The organism is Fundidesulfovibrio agrisoli, assembly GCF_022808715.1.
Classification (GTDB): Bacteria; Desulfobacterota; Desulfovibrionia; order Desulfovibrionales; family Desulfovibrionaceae; genus Fundidesulfovibrio; species Fundidesulfovibrio agrisoli.
In genome coordinates this window covers 39,297-62,128 of record NZ_JAKZKX010000012.1, presented here as the reverse complement: position 1 = coordinate 62,128, position 22,832 = coordinate 39,297, and the positions used below count along the sequence as shown (strand labels likewise).

Annotated in this window: 25 protein-coding genes; 12 read left to right on the top strand and 13 right to left on the bottom strand. The window is 66.1% G+C overall.

Going from position 1 to position 22,832, the window contains the following annotated elements:
- Positions 1-4 precede the first annotated feature (4 nt).
- The gene (locus MLE27_RS10555; RefSeq protein WP_243312037.1) at positions 5-385 is read right to left on the bottom strand and encodes a response regulator; all 381 of its coding nucleotides are present in this window, start codon (positions 383-385) and stop codon (positions 5-7) included.
- A gap of 113 nt (positions 386-498) precedes the next feature.
- Here MLE27_RS10555 and MLE27_RS10550 point away from each other — a divergent pair, with 113 nt between their 5' ends.
- The gene (locus MLE27_RS10550; RefSeq protein ID WP_243312036.1) at positions 499-1,986 is read left to right on the top strand and encodes an ATP-binding cassette domain-containing protein; all 1,488 of its coding nucleotides are present in this window, start codon (positions 499-501) and stop codon (positions 1,984-1,986) included.
- 35 nt (positions 1,987-2,021) lie between these two features.
- Positions 2,022-2,786 (top strand): 3'(2'),5'-bisphosphate nucleotidase CysQ, encoded by a 765-nt coding sequence (gene cysQ, locus MLE27_RS10545; RefSeq protein WP_243312035.1) that lies wholly within the window; start codon positions 2,022-2,024, stop codon positions 2,784-2,786.
- A gap of 556 nt (positions 2,787-3,342) precedes the next feature.
- Here the strand turns inward: cysQ and MLE27_RS10540 are convergent.
- The 3 genes from MLE27_RS10540 to serS form a co-directional block, all read right to left on the bottom strand.
- A complete protein-coding gene (locus MLE27_RS10540) occupies positions 3,343-3,639 on the bottom strand; it encodes a hypothetical protein (RefSeq protein ID WP_243312034.1) in 297 nt (98 codons plus the stop codon).
- A gap of 71 nt (positions 3,640-3,710) precedes the next feature.
- Positions 3,711-3,872, bottom strand: coding sequence for a hypothetical protein (locus MLE27_RS10535; RefSeq protein ID WP_243312033.1), 162 nt, complete (start codon positions 3,870-3,872; stop codon positions 3,711-3,713).
- On the bottom strand, positions 3,872-5,143 hold the full coding sequence (gene serS / locus MLE27_RS10530) for a serine--tRNA ligase (RefSeq protein ID WP_243312032.1): 1,272 nt from the start codon (positions 5,141-5,143) through the stop codon (positions 3,872-3,874). The genes MLE27_RS10535 and serS overlap by 1 nt, the downstream gene beginning before the upstream one ends.
- 93 nt (positions 5,144-5,236) lie before the next feature.
- Between serS and MLE27_RS10525 the strand changes: the two genes are divergently transcribed.
- Together MLE27_RS10525 and MLE27_RS10520 are read left to right on the top strand one after the other, a co-directional pair.
- Positions 5,237-5,710, top strand: coding sequence for a CinA family protein (locus tag MLE27_RS10525; RefSeq protein ID WP_243312031.1), 474 nt, complete (start codon positions 5,237-5,239; stop codon positions 5,708-5,710).
- A 134-nt stretch (positions 5,711-5,844) separates the two neighbouring features.
- Entirely contained in the window at positions 5,845-6,105 is a 261-nt protein-coding gene (locus MLE27_RS10520) for an amphi-Trp domain-containing protein (protein WP_243312030.1), read from the top strand.
- Positions 6,106-6,155: 50 nt separating this feature from the next.
- On the opposite strand, the gene MLE27_RS10515 is transcribed toward MLE27_RS10520, so the two are convergent.
- Entirely contained in the window at positions 6,156-6,677 is a 522-nt protein-coding gene (locus tag MLE27_RS10515) for a hypothetical protein (RefSeq protein ID WP_243312029.1), read from the bottom strand.
- Positions 6,678-6,916: 239 nt separating this feature from the next.
- Between MLE27_RS10515 and MLE27_RS10510 the strand changes: the two genes are divergently transcribed.
- From MLE27_RS10510 to dsrP, 6 genes are read left to right on the top strand one after another with little or no spacing between them, the layout of a single operon-like run.
- Positions 6,917-7,456 carry an RsbRD N-terminal domain-containing protein gene (locus MLE27_RS10510; protein WP_243312028.1) on the top strand — a complete coding sequence of 180 codons (540 nt, stop codon included), beginning with the start codon at positions 6,917-6,919 and terminating at the stop codon, positions 7,454-7,456.
- Between the two features lie 40 nt (positions 7,457-7,496).
- Positions 7,497-8,498: a sulfate reduction electron transfer complex DsrMKJOP subunit DsrM gene (gene dsrM, locus MLE27_RS10505; RefSeq protein ID WP_243312027.1), complete on the top strand. Its 1,002-nt coding sequence runs from the start codon at positions 7,497-7,499 to the stop codon at positions 8,496-8,498.
- 39 nt (positions 8,499-8,537) lie between these two features.
- Complete coding sequence (gene dsrK, locus MLE27_RS10500; protein ID WP_243312026.1) at positions 8,538-10,157, top strand: sulfate reduction electron transfer complex DsrMKJOP subunit DsrK; 1,620 nt, start codon at positions 8,538-8,540, stop codon at positions 10,155-10,157.
- Complete coding sequence (gene dsrJ / locus MLE27_RS10495) at positions 10,157-10,546, top strand: sulfate reduction electron transfer complex DsrMKJOP subunit DsrJ (protein WP_243312025.1); 390 nt, start codon at positions 10,157-10,159, stop codon at positions 10,544-10,546. The genes dsrK and dsrJ overlap by 1 nt, the downstream gene beginning before the upstream one ends.
- A gap of 1 nt (position 10,547) precedes the next feature.
- Positions 10,548-11,330, top strand: a complete 783-nt coding sequence (gene dsrO / locus MLE27_RS10490) for a sulfate reduction electron transfer complex DsrMKJOP subunit DsrO (protein ID WP_243312024.1) — start codon at positions 10,548-10,550, stop codon at positions 11,328-11,330.
- A gap of 10 nt (positions 11,331-11,340) precedes the next feature.
- A complete protein-coding gene (gene dsrP, locus MLE27_RS10485) occupies positions 11,341-12,504 on the top strand; it encodes a sulfate reduction electron transfer complex DsrMKJOP subunit DsrP (protein ID WP_243312023.1) in 1,164 nt (387 codons plus the stop codon).
- 355 nt (positions 12,505-12,859) lie between these two features.
- On the opposite strand, the gene MLE27_RS10480 is transcribed toward dsrP, so the two are convergent.
- From MLE27_RS10480 to dapF, 3 genes are all read right to left on the bottom strand, one after another.
- On the bottom strand, positions 12,860-15,016 hold the full coding sequence (locus tag MLE27_RS10480; RefSeq protein WP_243312022.1) for a PAS domain-containing sensor histidine kinase: 2,157 nt from the start codon (positions 15,014-15,016) through the stop codon (positions 12,860-12,862).
- Between the two features lie 205 nt (positions 15,017-15,221).
- A complete protein-coding gene (locus MLE27_RS10475; RefSeq protein WP_243312021.1) occupies positions 15,222-15,797 on the bottom strand; it encodes a VOC family protein in 576 nt (191 codons plus the stop codon).
- A 109-nt stretch (positions 15,798-15,906) separates the two neighbouring features.
- Positions 15,907-16,761, bottom strand: coding sequence for a diaminopimelate epimerase (dapF, locus tag MLE27_RS10470; protein ID WP_243312020.1), 855 nt, complete (start codon positions 16,759-16,761; stop codon positions 15,907-15,909).
- A gap of 182 nt (positions 16,762-16,943) precedes the next feature.
- Here dapF and MLE27_RS10465 point away from each other — a divergent pair, with 182 nt between their 5' ends.
- Both MLE27_RS10465 and MLE27_RS10460 read left to right on the top strand, forming a co-directional pair.
- A complete protein-coding gene (locus MLE27_RS10465) occupies positions 16,944-17,681 on the top strand; it encodes a hypothetical protein (RefSeq protein ID WP_243312019.1) in 738 nt (245 codons plus the stop codon).
- Between the two features lie 117 nt (positions 17,682-17,798).
- On the top strand, positions 17,799-18,437 hold the full coding sequence (locus MLE27_RS10460; RefSeq protein ID WP_243312018.1) for a hypothetical protein: 639 nt from the start codon (positions 17,799-17,801) through the stop codon (positions 18,435-18,437).
- Positions 18,438-18,467: 30 nt separating this feature from the next.
- Here MLE27_RS10460 and MLE27_RS10455 read toward each other — a convergent pair whose 3' ends face one another.
- From MLE27_RS10455 to MLE27_RS10435, 5 genes are all read right to left on the bottom strand, one after another.
- Complete coding sequence (locus tag MLE27_RS10455; RefSeq protein ID WP_243312017.1) at positions 18,468-19,769, bottom strand: phenylacetate--CoA ligase family protein; 1,302 nt, start codon at positions 19,767-19,769, stop codon at positions 18,468-18,470.
- A 70-nt stretch (positions 19,770-19,839) separates the two neighbouring features.
- Complete coding sequence (locus tag MLE27_RS10450) at positions 19,840-20,307, bottom strand: hypothetical protein (RefSeq protein WP_243312016.1); 468 nt, start codon at positions 20,305-20,307, stop codon at positions 19,840-19,842.
- Between the two features lie 6 nt (positions 20,308-20,313).
- Positions 20,314-21,048, bottom strand: coding sequence for an ABC transporter ATP-binding protein (locus tag MLE27_RS10445; protein ID WP_243312015.1), 735 nt, complete (start codon positions 21,046-21,048; stop codon positions 20,314-20,316).
- Positions 21,048-21,824, bottom strand: coding sequence for an ABC transporter ATP-binding protein (locus MLE27_RS10440; protein ID WP_243312014.1), 777 nt, complete (start codon positions 21,822-21,824; stop codon positions 21,048-21,050). The genes MLE27_RS10445 and MLE27_RS10440 overlap by 1 nt, the downstream gene beginning before the upstream one ends.
- Entirely contained in the window at positions 21,817-22,830 is a 1,014-nt protein-coding gene (locus tag MLE27_RS10435; protein WP_243312013.1) for a branched-chain amino acid ABC transporter permease, read from the bottom strand. The genes MLE27_RS10440 and MLE27_RS10435 overlap by 8 nt, the downstream gene beginning before the upstream one ends.
- Positions 22,831-22,832 lie beyond the last annotated feature (2 nt).

Sequence of the window (22,832 nt, the reverse complement as noted above, 5' to 3'; positions counted from 1 at the left end):
TGGCTTAGCCGGTGAGGCACTTTTTCTTGTTGGCGTCCTGGATCTTGTACAGCAGCTCGTCCAGCTCCACAGGCTTCATCAGGTAGTCGAAGGCCCCCAGCTCCATGCCGCGCATGGCGACCTCCACGTTGGCGTGGGCCGTGAGCATGAGCACCTCCAGATCCGGCTTGAGGGCCTTGATCTTCTGCAGGGCCTCGATGCCGTCCATGCCGGGCATCTTCACGTCCAGCACCACCACGTCGAGCTCGTTGCCCGCGATGATGTCCAGGGCCTGCTGCCCGGAGTTGGCCAGGTGCACGGTCAGGCCGCGCCTGGCCAGGCGTTTGCCCAGGGTTTCGATGAATTCGGCCTCGTCGTCCACTAGCAGCAGGCGGCATGTACTCACGGTCGGATCCTCCAAAGGCGTTGGAGCCTCGACAATGACGGTTCCCGGCTGGAAATGCAAGCCGTTCGCGGCGGCTGGCCTTTTGCGCCGGGAGGGCGTAGTCAATCAGCCCCATGAGCCTTGAGATCATCATAGAAAACATCCGCGTCAGCCGCGGCGAAAACCTCCTGCTGGACGGCGCCGGCCTGCACCTGCCCCCGGGCGGGCGCGTGGCCCTGGTTGGCGGCAACGGCGCGGGCAAGTCCACCCTGTTGCGCGTGGCGCGCGGCGAGATCTGGCCGGACCAGCTCCCTGGCGGTGGCTACGCCGGGCAGCGCCTCTACGTGGTGGACGGCAAGCCCACCGCGAGCCCCATCGAGGCCCGGCCGCGCATCGGCACCGCCGGGGCCGACCTGCGCGACCTCTACCGCAGGCGCGGCTGGAACGTGTCCGGCTGGCTGATCGTGGTCTCCGGGCTGACCGACTCCCCCCTGGCCTCCGGGGCCGTGGGCGAGCCCGAGCGCCGGGCCGCCCTGGGCGCGCTTGAGCGCCTGGGAATCGCGGAGCTGGCCTACAGGCCTTTTCTGGAGCTTTCCCAGGGCCAGGCCATGGCCGTGCTGCTGGCCCGGGCCGTGGTGCGCGGGCCGGAGTGGCTCTTTCTGGACGAGGCAGCCGACGGCCTGGACGCGCCCTCGCGCCGGGTGCTGCACGGCGTGCTGGAGACCCTGGCGGCCTCCGGCGTGGGCCTGGCCGCAGCCACGCACCACCCCGCAAGCCTGCCGGACCTGGGCTTCGAGGCCGTCTCCATGACCCGTGGCCGCACCACGAAGCGCGGCCCGCTGGCTGCCGTGGCCAAGTCGCTGGCCCCGGCCATCCGCCGGGCCGAGCTCAGGGATGCCGCCAAACCCGCCGCCTCCGGGGAACCGCTGCTGTCCCTGCACGGCGCGACCGTGACCCTGGGCGGCGTGGACGTTGTGAGCGGGCTCGACTGGCAGCTGCGCCCGGGCGAGAACTGGGTTGTGGTGGGCCGCAACGGGGCGGGCAAGTCCAGCCTGGTGAAGCTGCTCTCGGGCGACCTGCACCCCTCGGAGGGCCGGGTGAACCGCTTCGGCCTGCCGGAGCCCGTAAGCCTGTGGGACCTGCGGGCCCGCCTGGGCGTGGTGGCCTGGGACGCCCAGGCCGAGCACCCGCGCGACACCACCGTGCGCGAGGTGCTGGTCTCCGGCTTCTTCGGCAGCTTCGGGCTCTACGACGCCCCGGACGCGGCCATGCTGGCCCGCGCCGCGGGCTGGCTGGAGCGGCTCGGGCTCACCGAGCTGGCGGACAGGCCCATGTCCTCCCTGTCGCAGGGGCAGGCGCGCAAGGCCATGATCGGGCGCGCTCTGGCCTTCGATCCGCAGGTGCTCCTGCTGGACGAGCCACTGGGCGGGCTGGACCCGCAGGCTCGGGCCGAGGTGCTCGCCCTGCTGGACGACCTGGCCGCACAGGGCAGGCAACTGGTGATGGTCACGCACAACCCGCTGGAGATTCCGGCCTGCGTCACCCACGCCCTGGTGTTGGAAGGCGGGCGGGCCGTGTCCGCCGGCCCTGTGGGCGAAGCCCTGGCCGCCTACGAATCCTGACATTTCGGACGATCCGACAACAAAGGGGAGCCCAGATGCCCAGCTTCGATTGGGATGCGATTTGCGCCGTGGCCCGGCTGGCGGGCCAGGCCATCCTGGAGGTCTACGGCACCGAATTCACGGTGGAGATCAAGGAGGACAAGTCCCCCCTGACCCAGGCGGACCGCGCCTCCAACGAGGTCATCTCCCGTTCGCTCACGGCCCTGCACCCGGACGTGCCCATCCTTTCGGAGGAGTCCTCCCAGGCGGAATACGCGCAGCGCAAGGGCTGGAAACGCTTCTGGCTGGTGGACCCCATGGACGGCACCAAGGAGTTCATCAAGCGCAACGGGGAGTTCACGGTGAACATCGCCCTGGTGGAGGGGCGCAGCCCCGTGTTCGGGGTGATCTACGTGCCCGTGAAGGACGTGCTCTATTACGGCGGGCCGGGCATGGGTTCGTTCAAGCTGGCCGGGGGCAAGCGGGAGCCGTTGCGGGTCTCCGGGCCGGTCCCCGTGGGGGGGGAGGTCGTGGTGGTCGCCAGCCGCTCCCACCCGGACGAGCGTTTGGCCGCGTACCTGGAGCGCTACCCCAACAGGCGCGAGGTGAGCGCCGGGTCGGCGCTGAAGTTCGGGCTGGTGGCCGAGGGCAGCGCCAACCTGTACCCGCGCTTCAACCCCACCTGGGAGTGGGACACCGCCGCCGGGCACGCCATCGTGCTGGGCGCGGGCGGCGGGTTCCAGGCCATGGGGGGAGGGGAGTTCCTCTATAACAAGGAGGACCTGCGCAACGGCGGGTTCGAGGTTACGGGCTGGAAATAGGGAGATAGTGTTTTCGGCGTCCGCCGCTCGGGGATTCAGGCGCACCGCCGTGGCGATCAAGCTGCCGGGGCTGCGCCCCTCTGGCGCAAGCGCCAGCGCGAGATCGCCACGACGTTCCGCCCTCGTCCCCTCGCGCGTCCGCCTGCGGTGGGCGGAGGGTGATGCGGAGGGCGGTTAGGGGGCTGACTGGGCGTCCGCCGCTCGGGGAGTCGGGCGCACCGTCGAGGCGATCAAGCTGCCGGGGCTGCGCCCCTCTGGCGCAAGCGCCAGCGCGAGATCGCCACGACGTTCCGCCCTCGTCCCCTCGCGCGGCCGCCTGCGGTGGGCGGAGGTGGGTGCTCGGAATTTGGTACACGCCAGGAAAGTGCCGCTACTGCAAGCCTCGGGTTGACCGGGGCTTTTCGTCGTTTTGGAGGGCGCAAACAAGAAGGCCCCGGCTTGAACCGGGGCCTTCCAAGGAAACATCAGGGCAGGGATCCTACAGGCACCAATTGCCTCCAGAGATGCAGCTGATGTTTCGTTGTCGCAGCTATCCATGACATTGGAGAGCTGGGTGTCAATTCATGGGGATGATCGGAATAACGAGCTTCAGCACGATAAAGGATGCTATTACTTCCGTGGCAAAAATGACGATCTGCGTACCCTTGCCAGCTTTCGGCGGGATGAACGCGCCGATGAACAGGAAAAAGAAGAAGCTCAGGATGGTCGCCGCTATAAGCCCGCTGAAAAACAACCCGAATTTAGCCCATAGGCGCATGTTGTCCATTGTGCCCATGAAGTAGAACGATGCGAACGTGATCGCGTATGCGATGGTCCTGCGGAGCATGGAAACGGCGTTCGGAGTCGTATTCATAGGGAGAGCCGTATCATTTGGCGATTGAATGTCAACTCGTCGTGGGGCTCCACGGGCTCAACGCGGGCAAGCTACCAGCTCTTCCCCCGTCCGGCCGATTCCAGCCCGAGCATGGCCGCACCGGCCAACCCCGAAAGCAGCAGGGCCTGGGACAGCGAGAGGTAGAACAGCGCCGCCAGGGCGAAGACCCCGGCGGCGGCTGCTGTAGCGCGGATGTAAGGGGCGAGTCCCATCACGGGCGCAGTTCGGTGAGCCCGCCCATGTAGGGCACCAGGGCCTTGGGGATGGCCACGGAGCCGTCGGCGCGCTGGTAGTTCTCCAGGATGGCCACCATGGTCCGGCCCACGGCCAGGCCGGAGCCGTTCAGGGTGTGCACCAGTTGGGCCTTGCCGCACTTGGGCTTGAAGCGGATGCCCGCGCGCCTGGCCTGGAAGTCCTCGAAGTTGGAGCAGGAGGAGATCTCCCGGTAGGCGTTCTGGCCCGGCAGCCAGACCTCGATGTCGTAGGTCTTGGCTGAGGAGAAGCCCACGTCCCCGGTGCAGAGCGTGATGACCCGGTAGGGCAGCTTCAGGCGCTTGAGCACCTCTTCGGCCTGCGAGGTCAAGAGCTCCAGCTGCTCGTAGGACTCCTCGGGCTTGCAGAAGCGCACCATCTCCACCTTGTCGAACTGGTGCTGTCGGATGAGGCCCTTGGTGTCCTTGCCGTAGGACCCGGCCTCGGAGCGGAAGCAGGGCGTGTAGGCCGTGTAGCCCATGGGCAGGTCGGCCTCGTCCAGGGTCTCGTCGCGGTGCAGGTTGGTCACCGGGACCTCGGCCGTGGGGATGAGGTAATAGTCCTTGAAGTCCAGGCGGAAGAGGTCCTGCTCGAACTTGGGGAGCTGGCCCGTGCCGCGCAGGCTGTCCGAGTTGACGATGTAGGGCGTGGCCACCTCGGTGTAGCCGTGCTCGCGGGTGTGCAGGTCGATCATGAAGGCCACCAGGGCGCGCTCCATGCGCGCGGCCCAGCCCTTCAGCACGGCGAAGCGCGTGCCGGTGATCTTGGCGGCGCGGTCGAAGTCGATGCCGCCCAGGTTCTGGCCCAGCTCCCAGTGCTCCTTGGGCGTAAAGTCGAAGGAGGGCACCTCGCCCACCACACGCACCACGGGGTTGTCCGCCTCGGACTTGCCCACCGGCGTGCTGGAATGGGGGATGTTGGGGATGGAGTAGAGGAAGGCCTCGGAATCCTCGTCGGCCTTGCGGGCCTGCTCGTCCAGCCCCTTGATGCGTTCGGACAGGGCCGAGAGCCCTTCCAGCAGGTCGGAGGCGTCCTGGCCGGAACGTTTGCGTTTGGCCACCTCGGCCGAGGCGGCGTTGCGCTCGTTCTTCAGGGTCTCCACCTCGGCGAGCACGGCGCGGCGGTGTTCGTCCAGGCGGACGAACTCGCCCATGTCCAGCTGCATCTGGCGGTTGGCCAGGGCCTGGCGGACGGTGTCGATATTTTTGCGCACGAAGCGCACATCAAGCATTGGCGGCCTCCGGGATGGTTGTGTATTGTCGGCGGGTCTTACTTTGGGCAAAACGCTTCGGTCAAGCAGGGAGAGGCCGCGATGCAGTGGGAAGTGAGAACAGAGTTGATCGAATGGCTGGCCGGGCAGCTGCTGGCCCGTGGCTGGAGCCTTGTGACGGCGGAGTCCTGCACGGGCGGGCTCATCGGCAGCGAGCTGACCAACATGTCGGGCAGCTCCGAGTGGTACCTGGGTGGCGTCATCGCCTATTCCAACGCATTGAAGCAGGATCTGCTGGGCGTTCCCGGGCCCGTTCTGCAGGAACACGGGGCCGTGAGCCGGGCGACCGTGCTGGCCATGGCCGAGGGCGCCGCCTCGCGCCTGGGAGCCCAGTGCGCCGTGGCGGTCTCCGGCATCGCCGGGCCCACTGGCGGCACGGAGGAGAAGCCGGTGGGCACCGTCTGGGTGGCCTGGGTCACGCCCGACACGCGCGACGCCGAACAGTTCCTTTTCGACGGCGACCGGATAGACATCAAGCGCCAGAGCGCCCTGGCGGCCATCGCCGGGTTCAGCTCCCGCATGGATTGAAACAGGATCGTCACCGATACGCGCTAGGTATGTGCCCACGCTTGGCACTATGCGCGTCATAGCCGTCCTGCGCCGGATGTCCGGGGCGGCGCATGGGCTGATCGCTTTGCCGGGCTTGTGAAAAGGAGAACAAAATGGGCAAGGACAAGATCAAAGTGGAAGGGGCCATGGCCGTGGCCGAAGTCGTGGCCTACCTGGAGGATCTGACGGCCGGGATGCGCGCCGGGTCCGTGTGCATGTCCGTGGGCCAGGACTGCATGACCATCAAGCCTCGCGGCGTCATGGAGTTCAGTCTCAAGGTGGCCCAGAAGAAGGACAAGGAAAAACTCTCGCTGGAAATCGAGTGGACCCGCGCCGAGGACGTCAGCCTGAAGGTGGGCGGCTCCGAAGCCTAGGAGCCTTCACGCGCAGCATTCGCCGGGACAGCCCCTCCGGGGGCTGTTCCCTATTGGATGGCCTGCCTGGCCTCGGCCAGGGCGTGCTCGCCCTTGGAGGAGATCACGAAGCCCTTGAAGGTCTGCTCGCCGTCTGCCTTGAGGCGCACCTTGAGGATGTAGCCCCTGTGCAGCAGGTCTTCGAAGTCGGTGGGGTTGTAGTGGCGGGCCTTTTTCTCCGGCATCATGCGCCGGTAGCGCGGCATGCGGCAGAAGTGGTGCAGATCCTCCAGGATGAGCAGGTGCTCGTAGGCCAGCTCGGTCCCGGTGATCTGGGCGGGCATCTCGGCGTTGCGCACCTGCTGGTCCAACAGGCGCTGCCCCTTGACGGTGAGGCGCAGCCCTTTGAGCTCCTTGCCGCAGTCGAAGGTGAACTTGGCCCAGTCCAGCAGACCCTGGTCCACCAGGGCGCTCACGTCCTCGTCGCGGAAGAGGCAGGCGTGCTTGCGGGGCATGACCCCCTGATATTTCTCGATTTGCTGGAACTGTTCAACGGCCTTGAGGATGGTCGAGTGCTGTTGCGTGAGCAGCATGGTGCGTCCTATGGTTTCGCGGCGTGCGGCGTATTGGGCGGCCCCGTCGATCTGACAATATAGTGACGTTCGGAAAGCCTGTAAACCACATGCGGCGGATTTGCCCGCAGGTTTTCACCGGGGGGAGCCGCTTTCTCCCTTTTTCAATCTTTACAGGACATGGCGCGCGGGGTATGGGTGGTGGCGTTTGTGACGGGGCGAACAAGCATTATCACCTCTTGCCGCATACCAGGGCAACAATGAACACAGTCGAGACACTCCTGGCTGCGAACCGGGAGTCAATTGTCCAGCGGTGGCAGCACCTGATTCTGGACACATATCCGCCGGAGACGGCCAAGCTCTGGAAAAAGAGCTCGGACCCGTATCACAATCCTGTGGGCGCTCGGATCCGTGAGACGGCCGAGGCCGTGGTGGACTATCTGGCCTCCGGCGGCGACAAGGCCGCGCTCGAGCCCGTGCTCGACCGCCTGGACGAGCTGGTGCGCGTGCGCGCCGTGCAGAACTTCGCGCCTTCACAGGCGGCTGGGTTCCTGTTCCTTCTCAAGAAGATCCTGCGGGAGGGCTTCTGGCAGGACTTCAGCGAGGCGAACGCCTGGGACCAGCTGCTGGCCATGGAAACCCGCATCGACGGGCTGGCGCTCGCCAGCCTTGATCTCTACGCGAAATGCCGCGAAAAGCTCCATGAAATCAAATACAAGGATCTTGAGCGGTCGCAGGTTCAACTCCTTAAACGCGCCCAACTGATCGTGGGCATCGGCGAGGGCGAGTCGGCCGATTAGGCCGGCTGGGCAAAAAGGTTCAACGCGAGGTGGAGGGTACATGGCTGGACTCGTAACCGCATTTCTGGCCGTCGTGGCGTTGGCTGCGGTGGCGGCCCTTGGGGCCGGGGCGGGCATGGCGAACGTGTTTGGGATCGCCGTCCCGTATGTGGCCGTCGCGATTTTCGTGGCGGGATTCATTAAAAAGGTGATCGGCTGGGCTTCCACGCCCCAGCCCTTCTCCATCGCCACCACTGGCGGCCAGCAGCAATCGCTGCCCTGGATCAAACAGTCGAAGTTCGACAACCCCTCCACCCCGTTCCAGACGGTCGTGCGCATGGCCCTGGAAGTGCTCTGCTTCAGGAGCCTCTTCCGCAACACCAAGCTGGACAACCGCGCCTCCGAAGGCCGGGTGGGCTACGGCTCGGACAAGTCCCTGTGGCTGTTCTCGCTGATGTTCCACTACAGCTTCCTGATCGTGCTCTTCAGGCACATGCGCTTCTTCCTGGAGCCCGTGCCCATGGTGGTCACCGGCGTGGAGTTCGTCGACTCCATCCTGCAGATCGCGGCCCCCACCCTCTATCTGACCGACGTGTTCTTCGTGGTGGGCGTCTCCTTCCTGCTGGCCAGGCGCATCTGGGACCCCAAGGTCAGCTACATCTCCCTGGTTTCCGACTACTTCCCCCTGTTCCTCATCCTGGCCATCGCCCTGTCCGGCATCTACATGCGCTACTTCGCCAAGGTGGACGTGATCGCCATCAAGCAGCTGGCCATCGGGCTGGTGAGCTTCAAGCCGGTGATTCCGCCGAACATCGATTGGTCGTTCTACATGCACTTCTTCCTGGTGTGCGTGCTGTGGGCCTACTTCCCCTTCTCCAAGCTCATGCACCTGGGCGGCGTCTTCCTGAGCCCCACCCGGAACCTGCCCAACAACACCCGCATGGTCCGCTACATCAACCCCTGGAACGATCCCTCCATCAAGCCGCACAGCTACGCGGACTACGAGGACGACTTCCGCGAGAAGATGATCGAGGCCGGCCTGCCGGTGGACAAGGAAGCCTAAACCGCCCGGGGCTGGGCGTATTTCCACAAGGGAGATCGTATGTCGAAGATGGCGCCGCCTGAAGAAGTAATGAAAGTCGACTATTCCACGCCGGCCGAGTCGTGGATGGACGTCAAGCCTGAGTTCAAGCTCGGAAACTACTCTTACCCCGGCAAGCCGGATGTGCTCAAATATCTGGGCCTTCCCAACCCCAGGGAATGGAACCCCGTCGAAGAGGATTGGAAGCTTCCGCCCGACTGGCGTGAAATCGTCCGGGACGGCTTCCGCGAGCTTCTGAAGAAGTACCGCTCGCTCAAGGTGTTCATGGACGTGTGCGTGCGCTGCGGCGCCTGCGCCGACAAGTGCCACTTCTACATCGGCTCCGGCGACCCCAAGAACATGCCGGTGCTGCGCGCCGAACTGCTGCGCTCCATCTACCGCGGCGAGTTCACCGTGGCCGCCAAGATCCTGGGCAAGCTCTCCGGTTCGCGCAAGCTGGAAGAAGACGTGATCAAAGAATGGTTCATGTACTTCTACCAGTGCACCCAGTGCCGCCGCTGCTCGCTGTACTGCCCCTACGGCATCGACACCGCCGAGATCACCTTCCTGGCGCGCGACCTGATGAACCGCATCGGCGTGAACATCAACTGGATCCTCGAACCGGTGGCCAACTGCAACCGCACCGGCAACCACCTGGGCATCCAGCCCCACGCCTTCAAGGACATGATGGACTTCCTGGTGGACGACATCGAGACCATCACCGGTCGCCGCGTCGAGCCCACCTTCCACCGCAAGGGCGCCGAGATCCTGTTCATCACGCCCTCCGGCGACATCTTCGCCGAGCCCGGCATCTACACCTTCATGGGCTACCTGCTGCTCTTCGACTACCTGGACCTGGACGTGACCTGGTCCACGTATGCCTCGGAGGGCGGCAACTTCGGCTCCTTCACCAACGACAAGTGGATGAAGAAGTTGAACGCCAAGATGTACCACGAGGCCAAGCGCCTGGGCGTCAAGTACATCATCGGCGGCGAGTGCGGCCACATGTGGCGCGTGCTCAACCAGTTCATGGACACCATGAACGGCCCCGCCGACTTCCTGGAAGTGCCCAAGAGCCCCATCACCGGCACGGTGTTCAACAACGCCAAGTCCACCAAGATGATCCACCTGGTGGAGTTCACCGCCGACCTCATCAAGAACGGCAAGCTCAAGCTGGACAAGAGCCGCAACGCAGGCATCACCGCCACCTGGCACGACTCCTGTAACACCTCGCGCGGCATGGGCTTCTTCGACGAGCCCCGCTACGTGCTCGAGAACGTGGTGGAGAAGTTCGTGGACATGCCCGCCCAGACCATCCGCGAGCAGACCTTCTGCTGCGGCGGCGGCGCTGGCCTGAACAACGGCGAGTTCACCGAAATGCGCCTGCGCGGCGGCCTGCCCCGCGGCAACGCCCTGCGCTACGTGCAGGAGAAGTTCGGCGTGAACACCATGAGCTGCATCTGCGCCATCGACCGCGCCACGCTGCCCGGCCTGGCCGATTACTGGGCTCCCGGCGTCAAGGTCACCGGCCTGCACGAGCTGGTTGGCAACGCCCTCGTCTTCGAAGGCGAGGAGGAGCGTACCATGAACCTGCGCCAGGAAGACCTGCCCGGTGTCGAAGGTTCCGAGGAGGATGAATAATGTACAACGGTAAATACATCATCCCGGGCCTGATTATCTTCCTGGCCCTGGTGCTTTTCCCCTTCATCAAGGGCGCCGGGCTCGGCCCCCTCAAGGTGGAGACCGAGAAGCCCAAGAACTCCAAAGAGTGCGTCCTCAAGACCGAGAAGATGCGCGACGTGCACATGGTTCTGCTGAACGAATGGCGCGACGACGTGATCCGCAACGGCAAGAGGGTCTACACCAACGAGTCCGGCAAGCAGTTCAACATGAGCCTCACCAACACTTGCATGGGCTGCCACGAGAACAAGGACAAGTTCTGCGACAAGTGCCACGTCGAGGTGGGCGTGAACCCCTACTGCTGGAACTGCCACAACACCTCGCCGCTGAAGAAAGAGGGGGAGAAATAACATGCAGCGCTCCAGACGCGACTTCCTGAAGCTGGCCGGCGTTTCGGCCCTGGGGCTTTCGGCCGGAACTCTGGGATTCCTCGGCGAGGGAGCCCAGGCAGCCGACGCCCTCCCCTCCGCCGCGGACTTCGCCAAGCCCGCCAAGGCCAAACAGTGGGGCATGGTCATCGACACCGCCAAGTTCGACGACGCCCTGTTCAAGAAATGCATCGACGCTTGCCACGACAACCACAACGTCCCCAAGATCGAAGGCAAGCAGGAGATCAAGTGGATCTGGACCGAGGACTTCGAGGGTTCCTTCCCCACGGAGCGCCCGGCCTTCCTGGCCGAAGCCCAGGAGCACCGCAAGTACCTGCTGCTGTGCAACCACTGCGCGAACCCGGCCTGCACCCGCGTGTGCCCCACCAAGGCCACCTTCAAGAACGATGAAGGCCTGGTCATCATGGACTACCACCGCTGCATCGGCTGCCGCTACTGCATGGCCGGCTGCCCCTACGGCGCCCGCAGCTTCAACTTCCGCGACCCCGGCGAGTTCATCGCCAAGGACAAGCTGAACCTGCAGTACCCCCACCGCACCCGAGGCGTGGTGGAGAAGTGCACCTTCTGCGTGGAGAAGCTGGCCCAGGGCAAGTTGCCCCTGTGCGTCGAGGCCTCCGGCGGAGCCATGGTCTTCGGCGACCTTGAGGACCCCAAGTCCGAGGTCAGGAAGGTGTTGAAAGAGAAGTACGCCATCCGGCGCAAACCCGACGCCGGCACCGATCCCAGCGTCTTCTACATTCTCTAGGAGTGCGGCCATGATTGAAAAAGCCCTCAAAGGAAGCCCCCGCTACTTCGGTGCGCTGATGGTGTTCCTGGCCGTCATGGGCATCGGCGGCGGGTTCTACCTCATACAGCTCAACAACGGCCTGATGGTCACCGGCCTCTCCCGCGACGTGTCCTGGGGATTCTACATCGCCCAGTTCACCTACATGGTCGGCGTCGCCGCCTCCGCGGTCATGCTGGTGCTGCCGTATTACTTCCACCACTACAAAGCCTACTCCAAGATGATCATCATGGGCGAGTTCCTCGCCATCGCCGCGGTCATCATGTGCCTGGGCTTCATCGTCATCGACATTGGTCAGCCGCAGCGCATGCTCAACGTGCTGCTGAACTCCACCCCGCGTTCCGTGCTCTTCTGGGACATGGTGGTGCTCAACGGCTACCTGATCCTGAACGCCGTCATCGGCTGGACCAGCCTGATGGCCTACTGGAAACGCATGTCTCCGCCCACGTGGGTGAAGCCCCTGGTGTACACCTCCGTGGTGTGGGCCTTCTCCATCCACACGGTCACGGCCTTCCTGTACGCGGGCCTTCCGGGCCGCCACTTCTGGCTCACCGCCATCCTGGCCGCCCGCTTCCTGTCCTCGGCGTTCTGCTCCGGCCCGGCCATTCTGCTGCTGCTGACGCTGCTGGCCAAGCGCCTCACCGGGTTCGACCCCGGCAAGGAGGCCGTGAAGTCCCTCTCCACCACCATCACCTACGCCATGTGCGTGAACGTGTTCTTCTTCTTCCTGGAAGTGTTCACGGCGTTCTACTCCAACATGCCCGGCCACATGGACCCGATCCTGTTCCTGTTCTCGGGCTTCGAGGGCCACACCTACATGACCCCGTTCATGTGGACGGCCTCCTTCCTGGCCATTGGTTCGCTGGTGCTGCTGATCCCCTACAAGTGGCGCTACAACCCCGACATCCTGGTGCCCGCCCTGATCATGCTGGTCATCGGCACCTGGATCGACAAGGGCATGGGCCTCATCGCCGCCGGTTTCACCCCCAACCCCTTCGAGAGGGTCACCGAGTACCTGCCCACCGGGCCGGAGATCATGATCGCCCTCATGGTGTACGCCCTGGGCGGCTTCGTGCTGACCATCCTCTGGAAGATCGCCCTGGAAGTCCGGGCCGAGGTGGAAGGCAGCCTGTAGGCCTTCCCTCAGCAGGTTCCACCGCATTCGCAGGGGCCGTCCGCAAGGACGGCCCCTTTTTCTATGGTTGCGGGCGCCCGCGAAGCCTGGGCATCAGGCCGCCGCGATGCGGCCGTCCGGCATGTTCCGACCTGGGGCTGCGGCGTCAAATCGGTTGGCCCGGCCAAGGCGCGCCCGGCGTGGCTGGGGGGCGAAGGAGGACGGCATGGCGGGCTGATGGCCCTTGAAATCGCTCAGGACGACAAGGATATGTCCCGCGCCGAGGAGGTTGCTGCGAGCGGTCGCTCCGCCACGATACCTGGGGAGAGAGGGGAGGACGGTTCAGGAGGCAGGAGGCTGTGGACGCCGGCGGAACTCAGGCGTGAAGCCTGGCGTTGCGTCTGGCGGCGGACACGGAGCCCGCGCGGTAGGGCAGCCGAATGGTGAAACAGGACCCTTTGCCGGGGGTGGATGCTACGTCCAGGCTGCCGCCGTGGTTGCTGGTGATGATGAAATAGGAGACCGAGAGGCCGAGCCCGGTGCCTTCTCCCACGGGCTTGGTGGTGAAGAAGGGCTCGAAGACCTTGCGCCTCGTGGCCTCGTCCATGCCCGCGCCGTTGTCCTCGATGTCTATGCGGGCCACCTCGCCCTCGTGCGCAGTGCGCAGAGTGATCGTGGGGAGGGATCTGCCCATGAGCGAATGCGCGGCGTTGGTCAGCAGGTTCATGACCACCTGCTGGATCTGCGTCTTGGAGCAGGGCACCTCCGGCAGGTCCGGTTCGTATTCGCGGATGATGCGGATGTTGCGGAAGTCGAATTTCTTCTTCAGGTCGTAGTCGGTGGAGCACAGGGCCACGGTCTTGTCCAGCAGGGCGGCCAGGTCGGCGGGGGCATTGTCCGACTCGCTGCGCCTGCTGAAGTCGAGCATGCCGGTGACCACGTGGGCGGCGCGGAACCCGGCGTCCCGCACGTTGTCCAGGCTGTCCAGGATGCCGCGCAACTCCATGAAGCGGGCGATGCTCTCGAAGGAGCACCCGGCCTCCCTGGCGGCTTCGGCGTTGACCTCGGATTCCTGCGTAAGCCTCCGGCGCATGACCTGCACGTTCTGCAGGATGCCGCTCAGGGGGTTGTTGATCTCGTGGGCCATCCCCGCGGCGAGTCCGGCCACGGAGATCATCTTCTCGGTCTGGACCATCATCTCCTGCATGCGGCGGCGCTCGGTGATGTCCGCAGCGATGAGCAGCAGGAACCCCGCCTCCTTGGCCTCCATGCGGGCCAGCGTGCAGTCCAGCCGGAGCTCCCTGCCATCGCCCTTCAGGTTCACCTCGGACCGGCGGGAGATGCCATCGGCCAGAACCCGCTCGGCCAGGTCCTCCAGGCCGCTGGTCAACCATGATTCGACATCGCGAAAGCCCCGTTTGCCCAGGGCCTCGATGTCGAGGCTGGTGATTCCCGCCAGCACGGGGTTGGCCCGGACGCAACGCCCGGTGTAGCCGTCGAACACGCCGATTGCCACCGGAGAGTAGGTGAAGATGCTCTCGTTGAAGGCCAGGGCCTCCCGGAGGGAGTCCTCGATGTGCTTGCGGGCCGTTATGTCCTGGATGATGCCGAACACCATGCGGCTGGCCGGGTCGTAGTTGGCCATGGAATGGATATCCAGGATGGCGCCGTCCTCGGGGCGCTGGATCTTGAACTCGACATTGTACGGTTCGCCGTTGGAGACAAGGGCGAGCATCGCGTTGTCGAGCATGGTGCGGTATTCGGGCAAGGGCAGGCTCTGCACGGCCTCCAGGGTCATTTCGCCTGTCGTCATGCCGTAGATTTTCCGCGCGCCCTCGGAAGACGTCACGATGCGGGTGGTGAGGTCGATCTCCCAGTTGCCGGTCCCGGCCACCAGTTCGGCCCGGCGCAGCCTGGCGGCGCTGTCGTTGAGGGATCTTTCGGCCTGCTTGCGCGTGGAGATGTCCCTGAAGATGCCCTCGATGCCGGCCACGGCCCCGGTGCAGTCGCGGAAGAGCTTGCTGCTGGTCGAGACCACGACCGGGATGCCGTCGCTGCGCAGGAGGCTGACCTCGTAATCGCGTACTTCGCCCTGCCGGTTGATGAGCTCCATGAAGGCCTCGCGCTGTTCGGGGTGTTCCCAGAAACCCGCGTTGGACCTCCCGAGCAGTTGATCCAGCGAGTCGTAGCGGAGCAGCGGCAGCACGGAGGGGCTGAGCATTATCAGGTTCCCGGCGGCGTCGGTGCGGTAGTAGACGTCGGGGATGTTCTCGATCACGGAGCGATAGCGCGATTCGCTCTCGGCCAGGGCCGCGGCCTGGACGGAGTGCTGCTTTTCGAAGCGTCTCAGCAGCAGCCAGAGCATGCCGGCGATGACGACGACGTAGAACCAGCCCTTGAGCGTGCTCACCCAGCGGAGAACGTCGGGCGAGTCCGTAAAGAGCGTCGCGGCGGCCTTGTCGGAAAAGAATATCCACAACGCGCTAGCGATGGCGTAGACGGAGATTATTCCGAGCGGCTTCAACCTGGGCATGGAATCTCCATGGACGGGGCGGGCGTGAATACTTCTCATTATCCACTATTGTCATAGCCGCGTCCAGCGTTGAGGAGCGATAGAGATGCGGGACACGAAGAAAAAATTTCCGGGAGAGATACTCCCCGGCTTGGCCCGCGGGGATTCGGACGGCCGAGTCCCGCCCGTCAGGCGCACACGGCGGCAAGGTGAATCCGAAGGGGGATCAATCGTCCTCGATCAGCTCCCGCCCTTCGCCCGGGTAGACGCGCCGGTCATCTTCGGGGATGGGGTCGGCCTGAGGCCAGAACCCGGGCCGGGGCTCGCTGCCCTCCAGGCCGCAGGGCGGGCGGTGCGAATCAGCCATGCGCGGCCGCGCGCGCAGATCCACCCCGGGCACGGGCCAGCTGAACTCGATGGCCACGTTGTTGGGGTCGAAGCTGTAGAGCGAGAGGATGAACCCGTGGTCGAGCACCTCGGAGGCCCAGAACCCGGCCGCCTCCAGTTTCGCCTTGAGTTCGAAGAGGTCGTCTTTTTCCGCCACGGCGATGCTCACGTGGTCGAAGCCGAAGGGGCCTTTGACGGGCACCCCGTGGTCCTTGCCGGGCAGGGGCTCCACCTGGGGCCACTCGAAAAAGGCCACCATGTCGCGCTCGGAGATCTCCAGGAAGTACTGGCGGTAGCCCTCACGGCCCAGGCCGGCCACCAGGCGCATGCCCAGCAGGTCGCGCCAGAAGCGGATGGTGGCTTCCATGTCCCCGGTGGCCAGGGCGAGGTGGTTGATCCCGGTATAGCGCGGCATGACGGTCCTGGCGTCGCGCCCCGCGAGGCATGGGCATGTCCCGCGGGGGCGCGGCGATAATTTCAGAGCGTTGTTTCCGGATGGCTCCGCTGGCCTGCGGCCGTCGGCGCTACAGGCCGGACAGCCCCAGGGCGGCGGGGTAGAGCTGGCCGCTGAAGCAGACCTCGGCCGCTCCGCGCAGGTACACGTCGCCCCCGGCCAAGCTCACGCCCAGCACCTCGCCGCCGGTGGTGGTGACCTCCACCTCGGGGCCGGTGAGGCCCAGGCTGTGGGCGATCACGGCCGAGGCGCAGGCCCCGGTGCCGCAGGCGTAGGTCTCGTCCTCCACGCCGCGCTCGTAAGTGCGCAGCAGCAGGTGGCCGGAATCCTTCACCTGGACGAAGTTGGCGTTGGTGCCCTTGGGGGCGAAGGCCTCGTGGAAGCGCACGGCGTTGCCCAGGCGCTTCACGTCCGTCAGGGAGACGTCCTGCTGGAAGACCACCGCGTGGGGCACGCCGGTGTTCACGAAATGCACGGTGAGCTTCTGGCCCGCCGCTTCCAGATCCTGGCCGGGGCGCAGGTCCGTGGCGGGGGTCAGGCGCACCTTCACCTGGCCGTTGTCCAGCACCTCGCAGGCCACCGGCCCGGCGTCGGTGCTCAGCACGAAGCTCTTCCCCGCCAGGCCCAACAGGCTCGCCAGCTTGCTGGCGCAGCGCGCGCCGTTGCCGCACATCTCCGCGCGGGAGCCGTCGGCGTTGTAGAAGTGCCAGAGCACGTCGGCGCCGGACCCGGCCGGGGCCTGCTCCAGGAAGATCAGGCCGTCCGCGCCCACGCCGAAGCACTTGCGGCAGACCTTGATGGCCCACTCGCGCATGTGCTCCACGGGGAGGCGCAGCTCCCTGTTGTCGATGATTACGAAGTCGTTGCCGCAGCCCTGCATCTTATGGAAAGCGACGCCCTTGCCCAGGGCGGAGACGGTGCACATGAGACACTCCTTGGCGTTGTCGATGCCCCAGCCTAGCAAAGAGCCGCCCCGCAGGGAAGCGGCTCTTCCGGCACGGGTTTGGCAAACATCCCCGCGATCCGCCAGGATCGGAAAATATTGCCGGGGTGCGCCCCGGCGGGGAGTGAGCCATGGATGCCGTCACATCGTCCACGTCCAGCGATATGAGCTCTATTTTTCAGAGCATGATCCAGAAGCGCAAGCACAAGCAGGAAGAGCGCATCGCCAAGGGCCTGGCCTCCGGCAAGCTGACCACCGACCAGGCCAGCCAGTTGGAGAGCCTGGAGGACCAGACCGACCAGATGACCCAGCAGGCCCTTGCCGACGGCCAGATCAGCAACGAGGAGTTCAAGTCCATCATGGACTCCTACAAGTCCAACGGCCGCCAGATCTACCAGACGATCCACCCCGACCAGGCCCAGAACGACTGCCAGGGATGCGCCCAGACCGGTTCGACCGCCACCGGCCAGACCTCCACGCAGTCCGCTACGCAGTCCGCCGCGCAGGCCACGGACCCCTCGGCCCAGGCCGCCCAGGACGCTGCCTCCGTGGCGGATCAGTTCTACAAGAACCTGCAGACCCTGGCCCAGAACATCATGACCTCGCGGGAATCCAGGCTGGACGCCCGCCTGCAGGCCGGCCAGACCTCGGGCAAGTACAGCGCCGACCAGTTGGCCCAGCTGCAGCAGCTCCAGACCCAGGCCTCCCAGTCCGTGACCGGGGCCAGCTCTGACGGCACCATCACCGCCATGGAGTTCCTGCAGACCATGCAGGCCCAGAACGCCTTCAGCCGCACGCTGCGCAGCTTCAACCAGGGGGGCGCACAGCCTGCCGCGGCGGCGGCCGCCGCCACGACCAATGCCGCCAGCGCCGCGTACAAGCCGGTGAGCGTGAGCGTGTAGCGGGCCGCGCGCCTGGCGTGCGCGGCGTTCGGGGGGGCGCAGGGGGCTGCGCCCGGTTGGTCCCCAAGGTGGCAATATGTGAGAGATGGCCGGGCGCGAGCCGGCCAAAGGGCAGCCATGCAGTCCGTTACGAATTCTTCTTCCGCCTCGAAGCAGAGCGCCGCCTATCTGGCGGACATCGCGGACCAGCGAAAGAAGCTGGAAGAGAGCATCGAGGCCGCCGGCAAGTCGGGGGAGCTCTCCGATGCGGAGCGCGCCGCGCTGGTCAAGATGTCCAAGGCCACGGACGCCCTGCTTGAGCGCTACACGGCCGACGGCAGGCTGAGCAGCGCCGAGTACAAGCGGGTGCTCCAGAGCACGCAGAGCGAGAAGGCCGCGCTGGAGAAGATGATTCCGGCCGCCAACTCAAAGCCCGCCAAGACCAAAAGCCAGGACAAGGCTGTGGCGAACCAGGGCCGTACCGTCTCCGCCATGCAGAGCGGACAGGCCATGGTGGAAGGCGTGCTCAAGTCGGTGAAGTCCTACGGGAGCATGACGGCCGACCAGCTCAAGAACCTGGATGCCCTGGCGGCCAAGGGGCGCTCGCTGCTGACCGACGCCATGAAGGACGGCGTGATGACCCGCGCCGAGTACGCGAAGATCACGGACGCCCAGAGCGCCGTGAACAGGCAGATCAGGCAGTACCAGAGCCTGCCGAAACAGGCCCCGGCAACATCGGCCCAGGCCGAAGCCCAGGGCTTGGACGTGACGGTCTGATCCGCTGACGCGCCGTCCGTCACCGCCCCGCTACGCGCCGCGCCGGTCCAGCACGCGGCGGCTCTTGCCGCCTTCCTCCTGGTTCAGGGAGCCGTGCTCGGTCATGCGCACCTCGAACCCGACCCCGAGCCCCGAGGTCAGGCGCTTCTTCACCGTATCCAGAAAGCGCTGCTGGTCGGCCATGCGGTCGAACACGAAGTTCTCGTCCACTTCCAGTTCCACGGTGGCGCGGTCCAGGCCGCCCTCGCTTTCCAGCACCACGCGCCACTGGGGCGTGGTGCCCTCGATCTCCAGCAGGATGGACTCGATCTGCCCCGGGAACACGTTCACGCCCCGCAGGATGAGCATGTCGTCCACGCGGCCGCTGACCCTGGCCATGCGCGCCAGCGTCCTGCCGCAGGGGCAGGCCCCGGGCAGCAGGCGGGTGCGGTCCCCGGTGCGGAAGCGGATCAGGGGAAAGGCCTCCTTGGACAGGGTGGTGATGACCAGCTCGCCTTCCTCGCCCTCGGCCACGGGTTCGCCGGTTGCCGGGTCCACCACCTCCACCAGGAAGTGGTCCTCGCTTATGTGCAGGCCGTTTCGTTCCAGGCATTCGCCAGCCACGCCCGGCCCCATGACCTCGCTCACGCCGTAGTTGTCCGTGGCGGTCAACTTGAGCCTGTCCTCGATCTGGGCCCTGGCCGCCTCGGACCAGCTCTCCGCGCCGAACAGGCCGTGGCGCAGGTTGAGCGCGTTGGCGTTGACGCCCATCTCCTCCATGACGCGGGCCAGATGCAGGGCGTAGCCGGGCGTGCAGACCAGCACGGAGGTCTTGAAATCCTGCATGATGGCGATCTGGCGGCGGGTGTTGCCGCTGGAGGCCGGAACAAGGGCCGCGCCCAGGGCTTCGGCGCCCTGCTGGAAGCCGAAGCCGCCGGTGAACAGGCCGAAATGGAAGGCGATCTGCACCACGTCCTCGCGGGTGACGCCGCCCGCCACCAGCACGCGCGCCACCAGGGAGGCCCACTTCTTCATGTCCCCCGCGGTGTAGCCCACCACGGTTGCCTTGCCCGTGGTGCCGGAGGAGGCGTGCAGGCGCACCACCTCGCGCAGGGGCACGGCGAAGAACCCATAGGGGTAGGCGTCGCGCAGCACGGCCTTGGTGGTGAAGGGGATGCGCGCAAGGTCGGAGATGCTGCGGAAGTCGTCCGGGTCGATGCCCGCCTCGGCGAAGGCCTTGCGGTAGTAGGGCACGTTGCGGGCCACGCGGGTCAGCGTGGACTGGAGACGCTCCAGCTGGAGCTGGCGCAGCTGGTCCCGCTCCATGGTTTCGTACTTTGGTTCCCAGATCATGGACGGCCTCGCTGCAAGGGGTTGGCGTCCGGGGCGGGCGGCCCGCCCCGGGGCTGGACGGGGGTAAAGGCTACTGCTTGGGCATGAACTGGCGCGTGATGGGCAGGTAGAGGTAGCTGACCTCTGCGATCTTGGTGTTGTCGTTGTAGGCCAGCTGGATGCCCACTTCACCGGCGGTGTAGTCGAAACGCTTCACGTTCACCGTGTGCTGGCGCGCCGGGCCGTAGTTGGAGTCGAAATAGGCCTTGAGCGTATTGTAGGCGCTTGGCCCCTGGGTGGAGAACATGGCCAGGCAGAACTTGTTCTGGAAGAAGCCGTAGTGCAGCTCTTTGAGGGGCAGGCCCTGGAAGGTGCGGTCGTCGGCGTAGCGCTTGTAGAGCTTGACCTCGCCGCGGTTCTCGGTGGGGGCCATGCGCTCGACCTCGGAGAGGTCCTTGCCGAAGGGGATACCTTTGAAATCGGTGACGAACTTGCCCTGGGCCAGGGCCGTGGAGGCCGCCAGGAGCATCATGAGGGCAAACAGGGCGATACGTTTCATCTGGGATCACTCCTCCCGTGATTTGTCTCTGCCGAGGTATGCGCGCTGCACGTCCCGGTTGGCAAGCAGCTCGGCGGACTGGCCCTGCAGGATGACCCTGCCGGTCTCCAGCACGTAGCCCCTGTCCGCCACGGCCAGCGCGCTCTTGGCGTTCTGCTCCACCAGCAGCACGGTGAGCCCGCGCTCCTCGCGCAGTTGCAGCACGCGCTTGAAGATGTCGCGGCAGACGGTGGGGGCCAGGCCCATGCCCGGCTCGTCCAGCAAGAGCATCTTCGGCCCGGCCATGAGCGCGCGCCCGATGGCCAGCATCTGCTGCTCCCCGCCGGAGAGCGTTCCGGCGGGCTGGCGGGCGCGTTCCCGCAGCACCGGGAACATGGCGTACACCGAGTCCAGGTCCTGGTCCAGCACGGAGCGCGGCGTCTTGCCGTGGCGCGTGTAGGAGCCCAGGAGCAGGTTGTCGGCCACGGAGAGGGGCTTGAACACCAGGCGGCGTTCCGGCACGTGGGAGAGGCCCAGGCGCACGATCTTGTCGGGGGCGAAGCGGGTCACGTCCCTGCCGTCGAAGACCACCTGCCCGGCCTCGGGGCGCAGCAGGCCCGAAATGGCGGAGAGCAGGGTGGTCTTGCCGGCGCCGTTGGCCCCGATCAGGGCCACGATCTCGCCGGCGTCCACATGCATGGAGACGCGGCGCACGGCGCGGATGCGGCCGTAGGAGATGTCCAGGTTGGTCAGGGTGAGCATCAGTCCTCGCCCAGGTAGGCGGCCACCACCTCGGGGTTGTCCTGTATCTCGCGGGGGGTCCCCTCGGCCAGGATGCGCCCGAAATTGAGCACCGTTATGCGGTCGGAGACGTCCATCACCAGCTCCATGTCGTGCTCCACCAGCACCACGCCGATGGAAAGCTCGCCGCGGATGCGCCGGATGATGGCCCCGAGCTGCTGGGTCTCCTTGTTGTTCATGCCCGCGGCGGGCTCGTCCAGCAGGAGCAGTTTGGGCTCCACGGCGATGGCCCGGGCGATCTCCAGCAGGCGCTGCTCGCCGTAGGGCAGGTCCGCCGCCGGGAGGTGCGCCTTGTGGGCCAGGCCCACGAAGTCGAGCTTCTCCCGGCAGAGGGCGGCAAGGCGCTTCTCCTCCCGCCGGAAGCGGGGGGTGCGCAGCAGGCTGTCCAGCAGAGTGTAGCCAGCGTGCAGGTGCCCGCCGGTCATCACGTTTTCCAGCACCGTCATGTTGGAGAAAATTTCCAGGTTCTGGAAGGTGCGCACCACGCCCGCTGCCGCGCGCTCGAAGATGGGGCGGCCCGAGAGGTCGGCCCCGTCCAGGCGCACGCTGCCGCCAAGGGGTGTGACGGCGCCGTTGATGACGCCCAGCAGGGTGGTCTTGCCCGCGCCGTTGGGGCCGATGACGGAGGTGATGTCCCCCGCGCGGGCGGTGAGGTCCACCTCGGTGAGGGCCTGCACGCCGCCGAAGCGCACCGAGACGCCCCGGACCGCCAGGAGCTCGGGGAGCAACTCAGCCACGGGAGTCCGCCTTGAGTCCGGGTTTCTGTCCAGGCTTTTGCCCGGGCGTGGGGTTGGCCGTCAGTTTGCGCTTGAGCCATGCGGCCAGCTTGCCCAGGCCCCCCACCAGGCCGGAGGGCATGAACATCATGCAGGCCACCAGCATGGCCCCGTAGATCAGGATGTCCATCTCCTCGAAGACGCGCAGGAACTCGGGCAGCGAGGTCAGGAAGAAGGCCCCGGCCACCGCGCCCCAGAGGCTGGCCATGCCGCCCAGCACCACCATGGTGATGAGCTGCACCGAGAAGTTGAACCCGAAGGAGGAGGGCGCCACGAAAGTCAGGTGGTGGGCGTAGAGCGTGCCCGCCACGCCCGCGTACACGGCCGAGAGCACGAACACGAAACGCTTGTGCCGGGCGATGTCCACGCCCATGGCCTGGGCGGCCTGCTCGCTGACGTGGATGGCCCGCAGGGCGCGGCCCGTGCGCGAGTCGATGATCCTGCGGGAGACGAGCGTGGCCAGCCAGAGCACCCCGGCGGCCAGGTAGTAGTAGGCCGTGTCCGAGGTGAAGGCGTAGCCCAGGAGCTTCAGCCGGGGGATGCCCACGAAGCCGGAGGGGCCGCCGGTGATGTTCACGGCCTCGTTGAACACGATGGAGACGATGATCCCGAAGCCCAGGGTGGCCATGGCCAGGTAGTTGCCCTGCAGCTTGAGCGTGGGCACCGCGATGAGCCAGGCCACCAGCGCGGACACGGCGATGCCGGCCGGCACCCCCGCCCAGACGGGCAGCCCCGCCGTGGCCGTGACGAACGCCGTGGTGTAGGCCGCCAGGCCGAAGAAGGCCGCGTGCCCCAGCGACACCTGCCCGGCGTAGCCCATGAGCAGGTTCAGCCCCATGACGATCAGGGCGTTGAAGCAGCACAGGATGAGGATGTTGATGTAGTAGTCGTTGGGCAGGGCCAGCGGGGCGGCGGCCAGCAGGCCCGCGAAGACGGCCAGTTGCAGGGAGCGGGCGGATACGGCCACGG

Coding starts and splice junctions, on each gene's coding strand:
- MLE27_RS10550 (WP_243312036.1), top strand. CDS start 499: ATGAGCCTTGAGATCATCATAGAAAACATCCGCGTCAGCCGCGGCGAA.
- cysQ (WP_243312035.1), top strand. CDS start 2,022: ATGCCCAGCTTCGATTGGGATGCGATTTGCGCCGTGGCCCGGCTGGCG.
- MLE27_RS10540 (WP_243312034.1), bottom strand. CDS start 3,639: ATGAATACGACTCCGAACGCCGTTTCCATGCTCCGCAGGACCATCGCA.
- MLE27_RS10535 (WP_243312033.1), bottom strand. CDS start 3,872: ATGGGACTCGCCCCTTACATCCGCGCTACAGCAGCCGCCGCCGGGGTC.
- serS (WP_243312032.1), bottom strand. CDS start 5,143: ATGCTTGATGTGCGCTTCGTGCGCAAAAATATCGACACCGTCCGCCAG.
- MLE27_RS10520 (WP_243312030.1), top strand. CDS start 5,845: ATGGGCAAGGACAAGATCAAAGTGGAAGGGGCCATGGCCGTGGCCGAA.
- MLE27_RS10515 (WP_243312029.1), bottom strand. CDS start 6,677: ATGCTGCTCACGCAACAGCACTCGACCATCCTCAAGGCCGTTGAACAG.
- MLE27_RS10510 (WP_243312028.1), top strand. CDS start 6,917: ATGAACACAGTCGAGACACTCCTGGCTGCGAACCGGGAGTCAATTGTC.
- dsrM (WP_243312027.1), top strand. CDS start 7,497: ATGGCTGGACTCGTAACCGCATTTCTGGCCGTCGTGGCGTTGGCTGCG.
- dsrK (WP_243312026.1), top strand. CDS start 8,538: ATGTCGAAGATGGCGCCGCCTGAAGAAGTAATGAAAGTCGACTATTCC.
- dsrJ (WP_243312025.1), top strand. CDS start 10,157: ATGTACAACGGTAAATACATCATCCCGGGCCTGATTATCTTCCTGGCC.
- dsrO (WP_243312024.1), top strand. CDS start 10,548: ATGCAGCGCTCCAGACGCGACTTCCTGAAGCTGGCCGGCGTTTCGGCC.
- dsrP (WP_243312023.1), top strand. CDS start 11,341: ATGATTGAAAAAGCCCTCAAAGGAAGCCCCCGCTACTTCGGTGCGCTG.
- MLE27_RS10480 (WP_243312022.1), bottom strand. CDS start 15,016: ATGCCCAGGTTGAAGCCGCTCGGAATAATCTCCGTCTACGCCATCGCT.
- MLE27_RS10475 (WP_243312021.1), bottom strand. CDS start 15,797: ATGCCGCGCTATACCGGGATCAACCACCTCGCCCTGGCCACCGGGGAC.
- dapF (WP_243312020.1), bottom strand. CDS start 16,761: ATGTGCACCGTCTCCGCCCTGGGCAAGGGCGTCGCTTTCCATAAGATG.
- MLE27_RS10465 (WP_243312019.1), top strand. CDS start 16,944: ATGAGCTCTATTTTTCAGAGCATGATCCAGAAGCGCAAGCACAAGCAG.
- MLE27_RS10460 (WP_243312018.1), top strand. CDS start 17,799: ATGCAGTCCGTTACGAATTCTTCTTCCGCCTCGAAGCAGAGCGCCGCC.
- MLE27_RS10455 (WP_243312017.1), bottom strand. CDS start 19,769: ATGATCTGGGAACCAAAGTACGAAACCATGGAGCGGGACCAGCTGCGC.
- MLE27_RS10450 (WP_243312016.1), bottom strand. CDS start 20,307: ATGAAACGTATCGCCCTGTTTGCCCTCATGATGCTCCTGGCGGCCTCC.
- MLE27_RS10445 (WP_243312015.1), bottom strand. CDS start 21,048: ATGCTCACCCTGACCAACCTGGACATCTCCTACGGCCGCATCCGCGCC.